This is a genomic window from Variovorax sp. LjRoot130 (assembly GCF_964253755.1).
Taxonomy (GTDB): domain Bacteria; phylum Pseudomonadota; class Gammaproteobacteria; order Burkholderiales; family Burkholderiaceae_C; genus Variovorax.
In genome coordinates this window covers 1,234,870-1,248,254 of the sequence record NZ_CAXURM020000001.1, presented here as the reverse complement: position 1 = coordinate 1,248,254, position 13,385 = coordinate 1,234,870, and the positions used below count along the sequence as shown (strand labels likewise).

Below are 13,385 nucleotides of genomic sequence, written 5' to 3'. Positions count from 1 at the left end.
CGGCTCATATTTCGAACTGCGGCTGCAGCTCGCGAATGCGTTTCATTGCCACGCCGGCGGCCGCGGTACGGGTCTCGACGCCAAGCTTCACGTACACGCGCTCCAGATGCTTCTTGGCGGTGGCCGGGCTGCTGCCCAGGATCTCGCCGATGTCCTTGTTGGTCTTGCCCTTGACCACCCAGTACAGAACCTCGGCCTCGCGTGCGGTGAGCTTCAGGCTCAGGCTCATGGCCTCGATCACCGCGGTGCCGGAGACCTCGCGCATGATGATCAGCCAGTCGTCGCCCTCCTCGTCGTGCCCGGTCTGCTGATGCAGCCGCAGGCTGAGGCTGGCGGCGCCCTGCGCGATCGAGAGCACGGGCGGCTCGACCTGGCGCTGCTGCGCGTCGGGCAGGTGCTGGCGCAGCCATTCGAGCACCACCGGCGGCGTGGCCGGCGCGGCCGTGGCGCAGTAGCGCTGCAGCAGGTCGCGCGCCAGCGCGGTCTGCCAGATCAGCCTGCCCTCGGGCATGCGCACGGTGAAGCTCGCGTAGCCGAAGGCATCGAGCGCATTGCGTGCCTGCCCGGCCTGCTGCACCGCCTGCCGCGCGGCGCGCGCGCCCTGCAGGTGCACATTCATGCGCGCCAGCACTTCCTTGGGCTTGATCGGCTTGGTGACGTAGTCGACGCCGCCGGCCTCCAGCGCCGCGACCAGGTGCTCGGTCTCGGTGAGACCGGTCATGAAGACGATCGGGATGTGGGCCGTCGCGGCATCGGCCTTGAGGCGGCGCGCGACTTCGAAGCCGTCGATGCCCGGCATCATCGCGTCGAGCAGCACGATGTCGGGGCGCGCCTGGGCCGCGCGCTGCAGGGCCTGCTCGCCGCTGGTCGCGACCAGCACCGCATAGCCCGATTCGTCGAGTGCATCGTGCAGGACCGCGAGGTTGTCGGGCACGTCGTCGACGATCAGCACCAGGTCGCCAGTGCCGGCGTGCTCGCGCAAGCTGTGCACCAGGGGTGGTGGGGGCTCGCTGCTCATGAGGTGCCCGCCGCCGAATTCAAGGCACGGCTCATGGCCTCGAACTGGAACTGCCGCGCCAGCGTACGCTGCGCCGCCGTCCAGCCCGCGCATTCGGGCTGGGCCGCATCGATGGCGTCGAGCTGGTTCATGATGCCGCGGAAGTAGCCGAGGCCGACGGCCTCTTCGAGCGCTCGCAGGCTGGCCGCATCGGGCAGCACGGCCGCCGGCAGCGAGGGCGCCGGCGGCGGTGCCACGGCGCTGTCGGTCCAGCGCAGCGCGAGCCGGCGCTCGAGCCAGTCGAGCAGCTCGCTGTGGCGCACCGGCTTGACGAAGAAATCCTCGGGCGCGATGCCGACGTCGTTGTCCAGCCGCTTGTCGAAGGCATTGGCCGAGACGATTGCGACGGACGCCTGCGCGAGCCCGAGCGCGCGCGAGCGGCGGATGGTTTCCCAGCCGTCGATGCCGGGCATCGCGAGATCGACGAACATCGCGTCGGGATGCCAGCCGGCGGCGATCAGGTCCAGCGCATCATGGCCGCTGGCCGCCGTGCGCAGCTCGAAGCCCAGCGGCGCGAGCAGGTGCACGAGCAGTTCGCGGTCGGCCTCTTCGTTGTCGACCACCAGCAGGCGACGGCGCGGGCCTTCGTAGCCGCGCCGCAGCCGTGGCGCGGCCGCGATCTTGCGCCGCCCGCCGGCGACGGGCGCCTCGTGCACGCGCGGCAGGAACAGCCGCACCCGAAACACCGAGCCGGCGCCGGGCGCGCTCTGCACGCTCATCTCGCCGCCCATCAGGTCGATCAGCATCTTCGCGATCGTGAGGCCCAGGCCCGCGCCGGGCGCGGACGGGCCGGCGCTCGTGCCGCGCGCGAAGGGCTCGAAGATGCGGCTCAGTTCCTCGGCCGACATGCCGGGCCCGGTGTCCTCGACCTCGATGGCCGCGAACTCTCGCGCATAGCGCAGGCGCAGCGTGACCTGCCCGCTGGCGGTGAACTTGATCGCATTGCCCAGCAGGTTGATGAGGATCTGCCGCACGCGCCGCTCGTCAGCGCGCACCAGCTCGGGCAGTTCGCCGGCGGGTTCGAAGCGGAAGGCCAGGCCCTTCTCGGCCGCCTGCAGCTCGAACATGTCGGCCAGCTCGCTCATGAGCTCGGCGAACTCCATCGGCCTGGCATGCAGCGTGAGCTTGCCGGCCTCGATGTGCGCGATGTCGAGCGTGCCTTCGATCAGCGACAGCAGGTGCTCGCCGCCGCGCTTGATGACCGCCACCGCCTGCTGCCGGTGCGGCGGCACGGCCGCGTCTTCCCCCATCAGCTGCGCATAGCCCAGGATGCTGTTGAGCGGCGTGCGCAGCTCGTGGCTGATGGCGCTGATGTAGCGGCTCTTGGCCTGGTTCGCCTGGTCCGCCTGCTCGCGCGCCTGCTCGGCCGTCTGCTTGGCGGCCTGCAAGGCGCGGTCGGTCTCGCGGTGAAGCTCGATCTCGCGCACCAGCAGGTGGGTCTGGCGGTTCGATTCTTCCTGCGCCACCTTGCGGCTCTGGTGCGCGAGCACCAGCCACCAGGCGACGATGCCGGCGATCAGCAGCAGCGCCATGTAGGCCTTGAGAAAGCCCGAGCGCAGGTGCGCGGGGTTCGCCGCTTCGGCCAGCACCCCTTCGCCCAGGCCGCGCAGTTCCTGCTGGTAGAGCACGCCGAAGACCGCAGCGAGGAGCGGCACCACGATCAGCATCAGCAGCAGGAAGTGGCCGAGCCCGGTATCGAGGTAGGGCCAGACGCGACGCGGCAGCAGCCAGCGCAGCGCGCCCGACCATTGCGCCGAGAGGCTCGCCTGCGGCTTGCAGAGATCACCGCAGCGCGCGTCGAGCGTGCAGCACAGCGAGCAGATCGCGCCCTGGTAGGCGGGGCAGTGCGCCATGTCGGGGCCTTCGTACTCGCGCTCGCAGATCACGCAGCGCTGCGTGCTGAGGCGCCGGTAGCTGCCGGCCTCCGATTCGACGCGCGCCCAGCGCACCGCCGCGCGGCCGGTGTCCGGTGCGAAAGGCGCCGAGCCGCAGTCGTCGGACACCCGCGCGATGTAGTACTTGCCGCGCGTGGCCCAGGCGATCAGCGGCGCCGCGACGAAGGCGGTGCCCAGCGCGATCAGCGCCGAGAAGGCCTGCGCCATCGGCCCGAACACACCCAGGTGCGCCGTGATCGACAGGGCCGAGGCCAGCGCCATCGCGCCGACGCCGACCGGGTTGATGTCCCACAGGTGCGCGCGCTTGAACTCGATGCCCGGCGGCGAGAGGCCCAGCGGCTTGTTGACGACGAGATCCGCCACCACCGCCATCATCCAGGCGATCGCGATGTTGGCGTAGAGGCCGAGCACGTCGCCCAGCGCCTCGAACACGTTCATCTCCATCAGCATGAAGGCGATCAGCGCATTGAACACCACCCACACCACGCGGCCCGGATGACTGTGCGTGACGCGCGAGAAGAAATTGCTCCAGGCGAGCGAGCCCGCATAGGCGTTGGTGACGTTGATCTTGAGCTGCGAGATCACGACGAACAGCGCCGTCGCGGCCACCGCCCAGCCGTATTGGGGGAACACGTACTCGTAGGCGGCCAGGTACATCTGATTGGGGTCGACCGCACGCTCGGGCGGCACCATGTGGCCGATGGCGAGGTAGGCGAGCAGCGCGCCGCCCAGCATCTTGAGCACGCCCAGCACCACCCAGCCCGGCCCGCCGACGAGCACGCCGGCCCACCAGCGCCCGCGGTTGGCAGCGGTGCGGACCGGCATGAAACGCAGGTAGTCGGCCTGCTCACCCATCTGCGTGATCAGCGCGATGCCGACGGTGAGGGCGGCACCGAACAGGTGCAGATCGAATCCGATGGCGCCGGGCTTGACGCCGTTGTAGTGCACGATGCCGTCGAACGCACCAGGATCGCGCATCAGCACATAGCCGAAGGGCACCACCAGCATCACGAGCCAGATCGGCTGGGTCCACACCTGCAGCCGGCTGATGGCCGAGATGCCGTGCGTGACCAGCGGAATCACCACCAGCGCGCAGACCAGGTAGCCCCACACCACGGGGATGCCCAGCGCCAGCTCGAGCGCATAGGCCATCACCGCCGCCTCGAGCGCGAAGAAGATGAAGGTGAAGGAGGCGTAGATCAGCGAGGTCAGCGTGGAGCCGATGTAGCCGAAGCCGGCGCCGCGCGTGAGCAGGTCCATGTCGACGCCGTAGCGTGCCGCATAGACGCTGATCGGCAGGCCGGCCAGGAAGATGATGAGCCCGGTGACCAGGATCGCCCAGGCCGCATTGATGAAGCCGTACTGCACCAGCAGCGTGGCGCCGACCGCTTCGAGGATCAGGAAGGAGGCCGCGCCGCCGAAGGCCGTGCTCGCCACGCGCCATTCCGACATGCGCCGAAAGCGCTGGGGGGTGTAGCGCAGGGCATAGTCCTCGAGCGTTTCGCGCGCCACCCAGCTGTTGTAGTCGCGCCGGACCTTGACGATGCGCTGCGGGGCTTCGTCGCTCGGGAGCGGGGGAACGGCGGTAGAGTCCACCGGTTCAAAGTGCAGCTTTCGTGCCACGGCACGAGTGTTGCAACATTGCCGCTCATGGAACTCACACCGCGAGAAAAAGACAAATTGTTGATCTTCACGGCCGCCCTGCTGGCCGAACGGCGCCGCGCACGCGGGCTGAAGCTCAACTACCCCGAAGCCGTGGCGCTGATCTCGGCTGCCGTGATGGAAGGTGCGCGCGACGGCAAGAGCGTGGCCACCCTGATGAGCGAGGGCCGCAGCGTCCTGTCGCGCGCCGACGTGATGGACGGGGTGGCCGAGATGATTCCGGACATCCAGGTCGAGGCCACCTTTCCGGACGGCACCAAGCTCGTGACCGTGCACCAACCCATCGTTTGAAAAACCACCCGCCACCACCATGCGCCTTCTTCGCCAAGCCCCTCTGCTCTTGATTGCGGCGCTGCCGTTGGCCGCGGCCGCCCACACCGGCGCCGATGCCGGCCTGCACCACGGATTCATGTCCGGCTTCCTGCACCCGCTGACGGGGTTTGACCACCTGGCTGCGATGGTGGCGGTCGGCCTGTGGAGCGCGCTCACCGCGCGCCGTGCCTGGCCCGACCTGCTGTGGGCGCCGCTGGGCTTCGCGCTGATGCTGCTGGCCGGCGCGTTGCTCGGGTTGGCGGGCGTGCAACTCCCGGTCGTCGAGCCCATGATCGCTGCGTCGCTGCTGGTGCTGGGCCTGCTGGTCGTCACGCAGCGCCGCCTGCCGGCGCTGGCCGCCGCCGCGCTGGTCGGCCTGTTCGCCGTGTTCCATGGCGTCGCGCATGGTCAAGCGCTGGCAGGCGAATCCGGTGCCGCGCTCACCCTGGCCGGCATGCTCGCTGCAACGGTGCTGCTGCATGCGGCCGGCATCGCGATCGGCTGGTCGCTGCGCCACGCGAACCGTTGGGTGCCGCGCGTTGCGGGCGCAGCGGTGGCGATCTTCGGCGTTGCACTGCTCGGCGGCGTTGCATGACCGCCCCCCGGCTTGCCACTTCGTGTGCTTCGCCACCCCCCGAGGGGGAGGCGCCTCCGCCTTGGGGCGGCCCGGCGGCGGAGGCATCATGATTCCCGGCGAACTCATCACCGAAGAGGGCGATCACGTCCTCAATCCCGGCCGCCGCGCGATCACGCTGGTGGTGCAGAACACCGCCGACCGTCCGATCCAGGTCGGCTCGCACTACCACTTCGCCGAGACCAACGGCGCGCTGGGCTTCGACCGCGAGGCTGCGCGCGGCATGCGCCTGAACATCGCCTCGGGCACCGCGGTGCGCTTCGAGCCGGGGCAGCAGCGCACGGTCGAACTGGTGGATTTCGCCGGCGACCGCATCGTCTACGGTTTCCGCGGACTGGTTCAAGGAAAGCTCTAAACATGGCAACGATCGGCCGGCGTGCCTACGCCGAAATCTTCGGCCCCACCGTGGGCGACCGCGTGCGCCTGGCGGACACCGATCTCGTGATCGAGGTGGAAGAGGACTACACCCTGCGCGCCGGCGGCTACGGCGAGGAGGTCAAGTTCGGCGGCGGCAAGACCATCCGCGACGGCATGGCGCAGTCGCAGCGCACAAGGGCCGAGGGCACGGTCGACACGGTGATGACCAACGCGCTGATCCTCGACCACTGGGGCATCGTCAAGGCCGACATCGGCCTTCGGGGCGGTCGCATCGTCGCGATCGGCAAGGCCGGCAACCCGGACGTGCAGCCTGGCGTGGACATCGTCATCGGCCCGGGCACCGAGGTCATCAGCTGCGAGGGCAACATCGTCACCGCCGGCGGCATCGACAGCCACATCCACTTCATCTGCCCGCAGCAGATCGAAGAGGCCCTCGCGTCCGGCGTCACCACCATGCTCGGCGGCGGCACCGGCCCCGCAACCGGCACCTTCGCGACCACTGCGACGCCGGGGCCCTGGCACATCGAGCGCATGCTGCAGGCGGCCGACGCCTTTCCGATGAACCTCGGCTTCCTCGGCAAGGGCAACGCGAGCCTGCCGGCTGCGCTGCACGAGCAGATCGATGCCGGCGTCATGGGCCTCAAGCTGCATGAAGACTGGGGCACCACGCCGGCGGCGATCAGCAACTGCCTCGACGTGGCCGACGCCACCGACACGCAGGTCGCGATCCACAGCGACACGCTGAACGAATCCGGCTTCGTCGAGAACACCATCGCGGCCGTGAAGGGCCGCGCGATCTGCGCCTTCCACACCGAAGGCGCGGGCGGCGGCCATGCGCCCGACATCCTGCGCGTGGTGGGCGAGCCGAACTTCCTGCCCTCCTCCACCAACCCCACCATGCCCTACACCGTGAACACGCTCGACGAACACGTCGACATGTTGATGGTGTGCCATCACCTCGATGCCGGCATCCCCGAAGACCTGGCCTTCGCCGAAAGCCGCATCCGCAAGGAAACGATCGCGGCCGAAGACATCCTGCACGACCTCGGCGCAATCAGCATGTTCAGCTCCGACAGCCAGGCCATGGGCCGGGTCGGCGAGGTCGTCATCCGCTGCTGGCAGACCGCCCACAAGATGAAGGGCCAGCGCGGCAAGCTGCCGGAAGACGGCGCGCGCAACGACAACTTCCGCGCCAAGCGCTACGTCGCCAAGTACACGATAAACCCCGCCATCGCGCACGGCATCGCGCACGAGGTGGGCAGCATCGAGGTCGGCAAGTGGGCCGACCTGGTGGTGTGGAAGCCGGCCTTCTTCGGCGTCAAGCCCTTCGCGATCCTGAAGGGCGGCACGATCGCGATGGCCGCGATGGGCGATCCCAACGCATCCATTCCGACACCGCAGCCGGTGCACTACCGCCCGATGTTCGGCGCCTTCGGCGGCTCGCTGGCGAAGAGCTCGCTGACCTTCGTCTCGCAGGCCGGCCTGGCCGCCGGCATCGGCGAGCGCTACGGGCTTGCCAAGACCCTGAGTGCGGTGAAGAACATCCGCGGCATCCGCAAGCAGCACATGGTGCACAACGCCTACACGCCGAAGATGGAGATCGATGCGCAGACCTATGCGGTGCGCGCCGACGGGCAGCTGCTCGTCTGCGATCCGGCGGTTTCGCTGCCGATGGCGCAGCGGTACTTTTTGTTCTGAAGCAGCTCAGCCGGTTCGCGCCTGCAAGTGCTCTCGAATCCAGGCGGCGAAGCCTTGCTCGTCGATCGCGCTGGCGGCGACGTCGAACATCACCAAGGTCGCTTCAGCTTGAGCAGCAACCAATCGCTGACGATTCAGTGCAAGAAACAAACCCACAGCAAGGAACGCAGCGCGCTTGTTGCCATCGACAAATGGATGATTCTTGGCAAGCCCGGCGCCGTAGGCTGCAGCCAGATCGGCGAGATCAGGCTTGCCGCAGGCAACCAGATTGCGGGGCCGCGCCAATGCAGACTGGAACAACCCTTCGTCACGCAAGCCCGGCGCACCGCCATGCTCCGCCAGGCTCTCGTCGTGCAACAGCATCAGAGACCGCTGGTCGATCCAGCGCCACTCCCTCATTTGGCGAGCTGATGGAACGTGTCCCGAAACTCACGCATGAACTCGCGCCCCAGTTTCAGTTGCTCCTCCACGTCGGGGTCGTACGGTGTCAGCGTCACCCCGTTTGCAGCCTCGGTCATGAACAGCGTGTCCCCCTTCTCGACCTTCAAGCGGGCCAGCACTTCCTTGGGCAGGATCACGCCCACGGAGTTACCAATTTGCGTTAGTTTGAGCGCCGACATCGCGATTCCCTGAAGTTATAACTGTTGTTATATTATCGAGGATCAACCGCGGCATCAAGCCCTTCTACATTGCCCATGCTCACAGCCAACAAACTCATGCCCCAAGGCGGCGGCCTCGCGCCGGTGCTGCTCAAGCGCGCCGCCACCGTCGAACTCGACTGGGACGTGCGCCAGAAGAGCCGCTTCGATGCCACCGATTCGCAAGGCCGGCAGATCGGCGTGTTCCTGCCGCGCGGCACCGCGGTGCGCGGCGGCGACGTGCTGGTGGCCGAAGACGGCTCGCTGATCAAGGTCATCGCAGCCAAACAGCCGGTGCTGGTGATCACGCATTGCAGCGAGCACGGCACGCCCTTCGACCTGACGCGCGCGGCCTACCACCTGGGCAACCGGCACGTTCCGATCGAGCTCAAGCCCGACCACCTGAAGATCGAACCCGACCACGTGCTGGCCGGCATGCTGCGCTCGATGCACCTGATCGTGCGCGAAGCCGAGGAGGCTTTCGAACCCGAAGGCGGTGCGTATGGCGCGCATGGCGGCGGCCATGGGCATTCGCATGGCGCCGCGCCGGTGGGGCCGGTGCTGCATCCGGACGCCTACGCGGCGCCGCATGCGCACGATCACGGCCACGATCATTCCCACGGCCACTCGCACTGATGGACGACGCGCCGGGCGCCCTGTCCGCTGCCAGCTTGCTGCAGCTGATCTGGCTGGCCTCGCCGGCGCTGCCCGTCGGCGGCTTCTCCTATTCGGAGGGGCTGGAAGCAGGCATCGAATGGGCCGGCCTCGCCACCGAAGCGGCGGCCTCCGACTGGCTGGCCGACCAGCTCCATCTGAGCCTGGCGCGCGCCGACCTCGCGGTCGTGGCGCAGGCGGTTCCCGCCTGGCGCAGCGGCGACACGGCACGCATCCGCGCGCTCAACGACTGGGTGTTCCAGACCCGCGAATCCGCCGAGTTCCTGCTGCAGACCGAGCAGATGGGCCGTTCCTTCGTCGAATGGCTCAAGCTGCACCATGCCGACGCCGCGAGCGTCTTCGACAGCCTGCCCGCAAGCTATCCCGTAGCCTTCGCTTTCGCCGCCAGCCGCACCGGGGCACCGGTGCGCGACGCCTGCCTGGCCTTCGCCTTCGGCTGGGCCGAGAACATGGTGGCGGCGGCGGTCAAGGCCGTGCCGCTGGGGCAAAGCGCCGGCCAGCGCATGCTGGGCCGGCTGGCCGCGGAAATTCCCACAGCAGTCGAGAGTGCGCTCACACTGGCGGATGATGAACGCCAGGCCTTTTCCCCCATGCTCGCCGTGCTGTCGGCGCGCCACGAAACCCAGTATTCGCGCCTCTTTAGAAGCTGAACCATCATGTCCTCCGCCCTGCACCACATCCCCCACCGCACCAAGAGACTGCCGCCGCTGCGCGTGGGCATCGGCGGGCCGGTCGGCTCCGGCAAGACCACGCTGCTCGAGATGCTCTGCAAGGCGATGCGCGACAAGTACGACCTGATCGCCATCACCAACGACATCTACACCAAGGAAGACCAGCGCCTGCTGACGGTGGCTGGCGCATTGCCGGCCGAGCGCATCATGGGCGTGGAGACCGGCGGCTGCCCGCACACCGCGATCCGCGAGGACGCCTCGATCAATCTCGAAGCCATCGATCGCATGCTGGGCGAGTTCCCCGACGCCGACGTGGTCTTCGTCGAGAGCGGCGGCGACAACCTGGCCGCCACCTTCAGCCCCGAACTCAGCGACCTCACGATCTACGTGATCGACGTCGCGGCCGGCGAGAAGATCCCGCGCAAGGGTGGCCCCGGCATCACCAAGAGCGACCTGTTCGTGATCAACAAGACCGACCTCGCGCCCTACGTGGGCGCCGACCTCGGGGTGATGGAGGCCGACACCCGACGCATGCGCAAGCAGCGGCCCTTCGTGATGACCAACCTCAAGACCCACACCGGTCTGGCCGAGGTCGTGGCCTTCATCGAAGAGCGCGGCATGCTCGTCGGCGACTGAGCGGGCGCACGCATAGACGAGAGCGCTTCAGCCCCCATTTGTCGCGGCGATTCGAGAAATGCATCACATCTTCGAGACGTCATAGAGCTTCGGGCTTATTTCTTGCTGAGCCCGGAAATCCGATACTTCCGTAACGAATACGAAAGTTCCTATGGCCTCCGAAGCAACCTTCCATCCCGCGACCAGCAGCGTCCAGTTCGCGATCTACCCCGACGGGTACGACGGCGCACGCATCATTGCCCGGATCGACGAAGAGGCGCTGCACGCCCGCTTCCATGCACCTGAGGGCGACACCGAACTGGTGCGCGCCTATGCGGAGAACGCCGACTCCATCGACGCGCTGGCGACCGCCCGCTACCGCGAGAACCCGATGGCCGCCATCTGCCTGCACAGCACGGACTTCCAGGCCAGCGGTTTCTAGCGGGAAGGCGGCCTGCGCCTTCGCCGGTGGAGAATCCGGCCATGCCCCAGCACATCGGAATCGTCGGCTGCTCCGCCGAAGGCGCGGCCCTTTGCTACAAGACCATTTGCGCCGACGGCGCGCAGCTTCTGGGCCCGCATGCCCATCCCGAGGTCTCGATGCACACGCCCTCGCTCGCCGGGTACGTCGAGTGCCTGGACCGCGGCGACCTGCAGGGCGTGGGCGAACTGATGCTCGCCTCGGCCCACAAGCTCGCGAAGACCGGCGCCGACTTCCTGGTCTGCCCTGACAACACCATCCACCAGGCGCTGCCGCTCATCGAAGCGCGCTCGCCGCTGCCCTGGCTGCACATCGCCGAAGTGGTTGCGGCCGAGGCCGTCGAACGCGGCTATCGCCGGCTCGGCCTGACCGGCACGCGCTGGCTGGTCGACAGCGAGGTCTATCCCGAAAAGCTGGCGGCGCGCGGGCTGGCCTGCATGCGGCCGAGCGATGCCGAACGCGACGACATCCAGCGCATCATCATGGACGAGCTGGTCTACGGCGTGTTCAAGCCCGAGGCGGTGGCCCGCTTCCAGCAGCTCATCGGGCGCATGAAGGACGAGGGCTGCGATGCCGTCATCCTCGGCTGCACCGAGATTCCGTTGATCGTCAACGATACCAATTCACCGCTGCCGCTGCTCGACTCCACGCGCCTTCTGGCGCGGGCAGCGCTGCGCCGGGCGGTGCAGGCCTAGTTCAGGGCGCCTCGATCGCCAGTTCGGCCACCACGCGGCTGGCCGCGACCTGGTCGCCGGTCTTCACATGCAATGCTGTCACCCGGCCCGACGACGGCGCCGCATGCACGTGCTCCATCTTCATGGCTTCCAGGGTCACCATGGGCTGGCCGGCCTCGACGCTGTCGCCGACAGCCACCATCACCGCGACCACGCGGCCGTTCATCGATGCGCGCAGCTTGCCGTCGCCGGCTGCGTCACCGGACTTGAGCGCGGCCGCGCGCGTGTGGTCTTCCACGCGCAATTGGCGGCCCCGGTAGTGCAGGAGCAGCAGGGGACCGTCGCGATGGCAGACCGCGCGCTCGGCCAGGCCGTTGCAGACGAAGCGCACCGAAGTCTGCACCCGTTCGACTCGATCGATCTCGAAGACGCCTTCGTCGATGCCCACGCTGAACCGATCGGGATGCGCGCGCACGACGCCGGCGCCGAGCATCCGGCCGTCGAGCGTGAAGCGCAGCGAGATCGGCAGCGTGTGCGTCAGGGGGCGCCCTTGGGACGGCCGCTCTCCGGCAACGTCGCAGAGCAGCACGGCCGCGAGCGCGGCGGCACGGTCCTGCGTGGCGCTGTCCGATGCGAGCAGCTCTTCCTGCTGCTGGTCGATGAAGGCGGTGCTCGCACCGCCGGCCGCGAACACCGGGTGCGCAAGGCAGCGCTGCAGGAAGAGCTGATTGGTCGTCACGCCCAGCGCCACCGCATCCTCGAGGCCGGCCATCAGCTTGCGCCGCGCCTCCTCGCGCGTGCGGCCGTGCGCGATGAGCTTGGCGATCATCGAGTCGTAGAAGGGCGGAATCTCGGCGCCCGAGCGCAGCGCATCTTCCACGCGCAACTGCGGCGGCATCTGCCACAGCGCCATGGTGCCGCTCTGGGGCATGAAGCCTTGCGCAACATCTTCTGCACAGAGGCGGACCTCGATCGCGTGGCCGTCGAAGCGCACCTCCTGCTGCGCGAGCGGCAAGGGCTCGCCGGCCGCCACGCGCAGCTGCAGCTCCACCAGGTCGAGTCCGGTGATGGCCTCGGTGACCGGATGCTCCACCTGCAGCCGCGTGTTCATCTCCATGAAGTAGTAGTTGCCCTTGCCGTCGAGCAGGAACTCGAGCGTGCCCGCACCCTCGTAGCCGATGGCCTTCACTGCCGCTACGGCCGTCGCACCCATGCGCTCGCGCAGCACCGCATCCACCGCCGGCGAGGGCGCCTCCTCGATGATCTTCTGGTGGCGGCGCTGCACCGAGCAGTCGCGCTCGCCGAGATGGATGGCATGGCCGTGGCGGTCGGCGAAGACCTGGATCTCGATGTGGCGCGGCGCGACGATCGCGCGCTCGAGGATGAGCTCCGGGTTGCCGAAGGCAGCTTCCGCTTCGGAGCGCGCGCTCTGCAGCAGCGCGGGAAACGCCTTCGCCGAGGGCGCCAGCCGCATGCCGCGCCCGCCGCCGCCGGCGGCGGCCTTGATCATCACCGGGAAGCCGATGCGCTCGGCTTCCGCGGCGAAGCGTGCATCGCTCTGGTCGTCGCCCTGGTAGCCCGGAATGCAGGGCACGCCGGCGGCCTGCATCAATGTCTTGGCACCGGCCTTGTGGCCCATCGCGGCGATCGCCTCGGGCGAAGGGCCGATGAACACCAGCCCGGCCTTCTTGCAGGCACGGGCGAAGGCTTCGTTCTCGGCCAGAAAGCCGTAGCCCGGATGCACCGCGTCCGCGCCCGCCAATGCGGCCGCTTCGAGAATCGCCGGGATGCACAGGTACGACTGCGACGGCAAGGGCTCGCCGATGCAGACCGCCTGGTCGGCCTCCTGCACGTGGCGCGCATCGGCATCGGCGGTGGAATACACGGCCACGGTGCGAAAGCCGAGGGCACGCGCGCTGCGGATGATGCGCAGCGCGATCTCGCCGCGGTTGGCGATGAGGATCTTGTGGAAGGGCGTGGATGGCATGGCCATGA

The 13,385-nt window shown here is 68.4% G+C and carries 14 protein-coding genes; 9 read left to right on the top strand and 5 right to left on the bottom strand.

What is annotated here, in order from left to right:
- Window positions 1–4: 4 nt before the first annotated feature.
- Complete coding sequence (locus ACSQ86_RS06275; RefSeq protein ID WP_093108992.1) at window positions 5–1,018, bottom strand: response regulator transcription factor; 1,014 nt, start codon at window positions 1,016–1,018, stop codon at window positions 5–7.
- The gene (locus ACSQ86_RS06270; protein ID WP_436303020.1) at window positions 1,015–4,548 is read right to left on the bottom strand and encodes a hybrid sensor histidine kinase/response regulator; all 3,534 of its coding nucleotides are present in this window, start codon (window positions 4,546–4,548) and stop codon (window positions 1,015–1,017) included. Before ACSQ86_RS06270 ends, ACSQ86_RS06275 begins: the two co-directional genes overlap by 4 nt.
- A 54-nt stretch (window positions 4,549–4,602) precedes the next feature.
- Here ACSQ86_RS06270 and ACSQ86_RS06265 point away from each other — a divergent pair, with 54 nt between their 5' ends.
- From ACSQ86_RS06265 to ureC, 4 genes are all read left to right on the top strand, one after another.
- Window positions 4,603–4,905 (top strand): urease subunit gamma, encoded by a 303-nt coding sequence (locus ACSQ86_RS06265; protein ID WP_436308623.1) that lies wholly within the window; start codon window positions 4,603–4,605, stop codon window positions 4,903–4,905.
- Between the two features lie 19 nt (window positions 4,906–4,924).
- Complete coding sequence (locus tag ACSQ86_RS06260) at window positions 4,925–5,521, top strand: HupE/UreJ family protein (RefSeq protein ID WP_436303019.1); 597 nt, start codon at window positions 4,925–4,927, stop codon at window positions 5,519–5,521.
- An 88-nt stretch (window positions 5,522–5,609) separates the two neighbouring features.
- Window positions 5,610–5,915, top strand: a complete 306-nt coding sequence (locus ACSQ86_RS06255) for an urease subunit beta (protein WP_436303018.1) — start codon at window positions 5,610–5,612, stop codon at window positions 5,913–5,915.
- Window positions 5,916–5,917: 2 nt separating this feature from the next.
- Window positions 5,918–7,636: an urease subunit alpha gene (gene ureC, locus ACSQ86_RS06250; protein ID WP_436293893.1), complete on the top strand. Its 1,719-nt coding sequence runs from the start codon at window positions 5,918–5,920 to the stop codon at window positions 7,634–7,636.
- A 6-nt stretch (window positions 7,637–7,642) separates the two neighbouring features.
- On the opposite strand, the gene ACSQ86_RS06245 is transcribed toward ureC, so the two are convergent.
- On the bottom strand, window positions 7,643–8,035 hold the full coding sequence (locus ACSQ86_RS06245; RefSeq protein WP_436303016.1) for a type II toxin-antitoxin system death-on-curing family toxin: 393 nt from the start codon (window positions 8,033–8,035) through the stop codon (window positions 7,643–7,645).
- Window positions 8,032–8,256, bottom strand: a complete 225-nt coding sequence (locus tag ACSQ86_RS06240) for an AbrB/MazE/SpoVT family DNA-binding domain-containing protein (protein ID WP_093108998.1) — start codon at window positions 8,254–8,256, stop codon at window positions 8,032–8,034. The genes ACSQ86_RS06245 and ACSQ86_RS06240 overlap by 4 nt, the downstream gene beginning before the upstream one ends.
- A 75-nt stretch (window positions 8,257–8,331) precedes the next feature.
- On the opposite strand from ACSQ86_RS06240, the gene ureE reads away from it, so the two are divergent.
- The 5 genes from ureE to ACSQ86_RS06215 all read left to right on the top strand — a co-directional run bounded on the left by ureE (window position 8,332) and on the right by ACSQ86_RS06215 (window position 11,411).
- Window positions 8,332–8,910, top strand: coding sequence for an urease accessory protein UreE (ureE, locus tag ACSQ86_RS06235; RefSeq protein WP_093108999.1), 579 nt, complete (start codon window positions 8,332–8,334; stop codon window positions 8,908–8,910).
- Window positions 8,910–9,599, top strand: coding sequence for an urease accessory protein UreF (locus tag ACSQ86_RS06230; protein WP_093109000.1), 690 nt, complete (start codon window positions 8,910–8,912; stop codon window positions 9,597–9,599). The genes ureE and ACSQ86_RS06230 overlap by 1 nt, the downstream gene beginning before the upstream one ends.
- A gap of 6 nt (window positions 9,600–9,605) precedes the next feature.
- Entirely contained in the window at window positions 9,606–10,256 is a 651-nt protein-coding gene (gene ureG / locus ACSQ86_RS06225) for an urease accessory protein UreG (RefSeq protein ID WP_093109001.1), read from the top strand.
- 151 nt (window positions 10,257–10,407) lie between these two features.
- Window positions 10,408–10,677 carry a hypothetical protein gene (locus tag ACSQ86_RS06220; protein WP_093109002.1) on the top strand — a complete coding sequence of 90 codons (270 nt, stop codon included), beginning with the start codon at window positions 10,408–10,410 and terminating at the stop codon, window positions 10,675–10,677.
- A 41-nt stretch (window positions 10,678–10,718) separates the two neighbouring features.
- Complete coding sequence (locus ACSQ86_RS06215; protein ID WP_436308622.1) at window positions 10,719–11,411, top strand: aspartate/glutamate racemase family protein; 693 nt, start codon at window positions 10,719–10,721, stop codon at window positions 11,409–11,411.
- Window position 11,412: 1 nt separating this feature from the next.
- Here the strand turns inward: ACSQ86_RS06215 and ACSQ86_RS06210 are convergent, their stop codons facing one another.
- Window positions 11,413–13,383 (bottom strand): acetyl/propionyl/methylcrotonyl-CoA carboxylase subunit alpha, encoded by a 1,971-nt coding sequence (locus ACSQ86_RS06210; protein ID WP_436308621.1) that lies wholly within the window; start codon window positions 13,381–13,383, stop codon window positions 11,413–11,415.
- Between the last annotated feature and the right edge of the window lie 2 nt (window positions 13,384–13,385).

Bases quoted from the DNA above. Each gene is read 5' to 3' on its own strand.
- ACSQ86_RS06275 (WP_093108992.1), bottom strand. From the start codon at position 1,018: ATGAGCAGCGAGCCCCCACCACCCCTGGTGCACAGCTTGCGCGAGCAC.
- ACSQ86_RS06265 (WP_436308623.1), top strand. From the start codon at position 4,603: ATGGAACTCACACCGCGAGAAAAAGACAAATTGTTGATCTTCACGGCC.
- ACSQ86_RS06260 (WP_436303019.1), top strand. From the start codon at position 4,925: ATGCGCCTTCTTCGCCAAGCCCCTCTGCTCTTGATTGCGGCGCTGCCG.
- ACSQ86_RS06255 (WP_436303018.1), top strand. From the start codon at position 5,610: ATGATTCCCGGCGAACTCATCACCGAAGAGGGCGATCACGTCCTCAAT.
- ureC (WP_436293893.1), top strand. From the start codon at position 5,918: ATGGCAACGATCGGCCGGCGTGCCTACGCCGAAATCTTCGGCCCCACC.
- ACSQ86_RS06245 (WP_436303016.1), bottom strand. From the start codon at position 8,035: ATGAGGGAGTGGCGCTGGATCGACCAGCGGTCTCTGATGCTGTTGCAC.
- ACSQ86_RS06240 (WP_093108998.1), bottom strand. From the start codon at position 8,256: ATGTCGGCGCTCAAACTAACGCAAATTGGTAACTCCGTGGGCGTGATC.
- ureE (WP_093108999.1), top strand. From the start codon at position 8,332: ATGCTCACAGCCAACAAACTCATGCCCCAAGGCGGCGGCCTCGCGCCG.
- ACSQ86_RS06230 (WP_093109000.1), top strand. From the start codon at position 8,910: ATGGACGACGCGCCGGGCGCCCTGTCCGCTGCCAGCTTGCTGCAGCTG.
- ureG (WP_093109001.1), top strand. From the start codon at position 9,606: ATGTCCTCCGCCCTGCACCACATCCCCCACCGCACCAAGAGACTGCCG.
- ACSQ86_RS06220 (WP_093109002.1), top strand. From the start codon at position 10,408: ATGGCCTCCGAAGCAACCTTCCATCCCGCGACCAGCAGCGTCCAGTTC.
- ACSQ86_RS06215 (WP_436308622.1), top strand. From the start codon at position 10,719: ATGCCCCAGCACATCGGAATCGTCGGCTGCTCCGCCGAAGGCGCGGCC.
- ACSQ86_RS06210 (WP_436308621.1), bottom strand. From the start codon at position 13,383: ATGGCCATGCCATCCACGCCCTTCCACAAGATCCTCATCGCCAACCGC.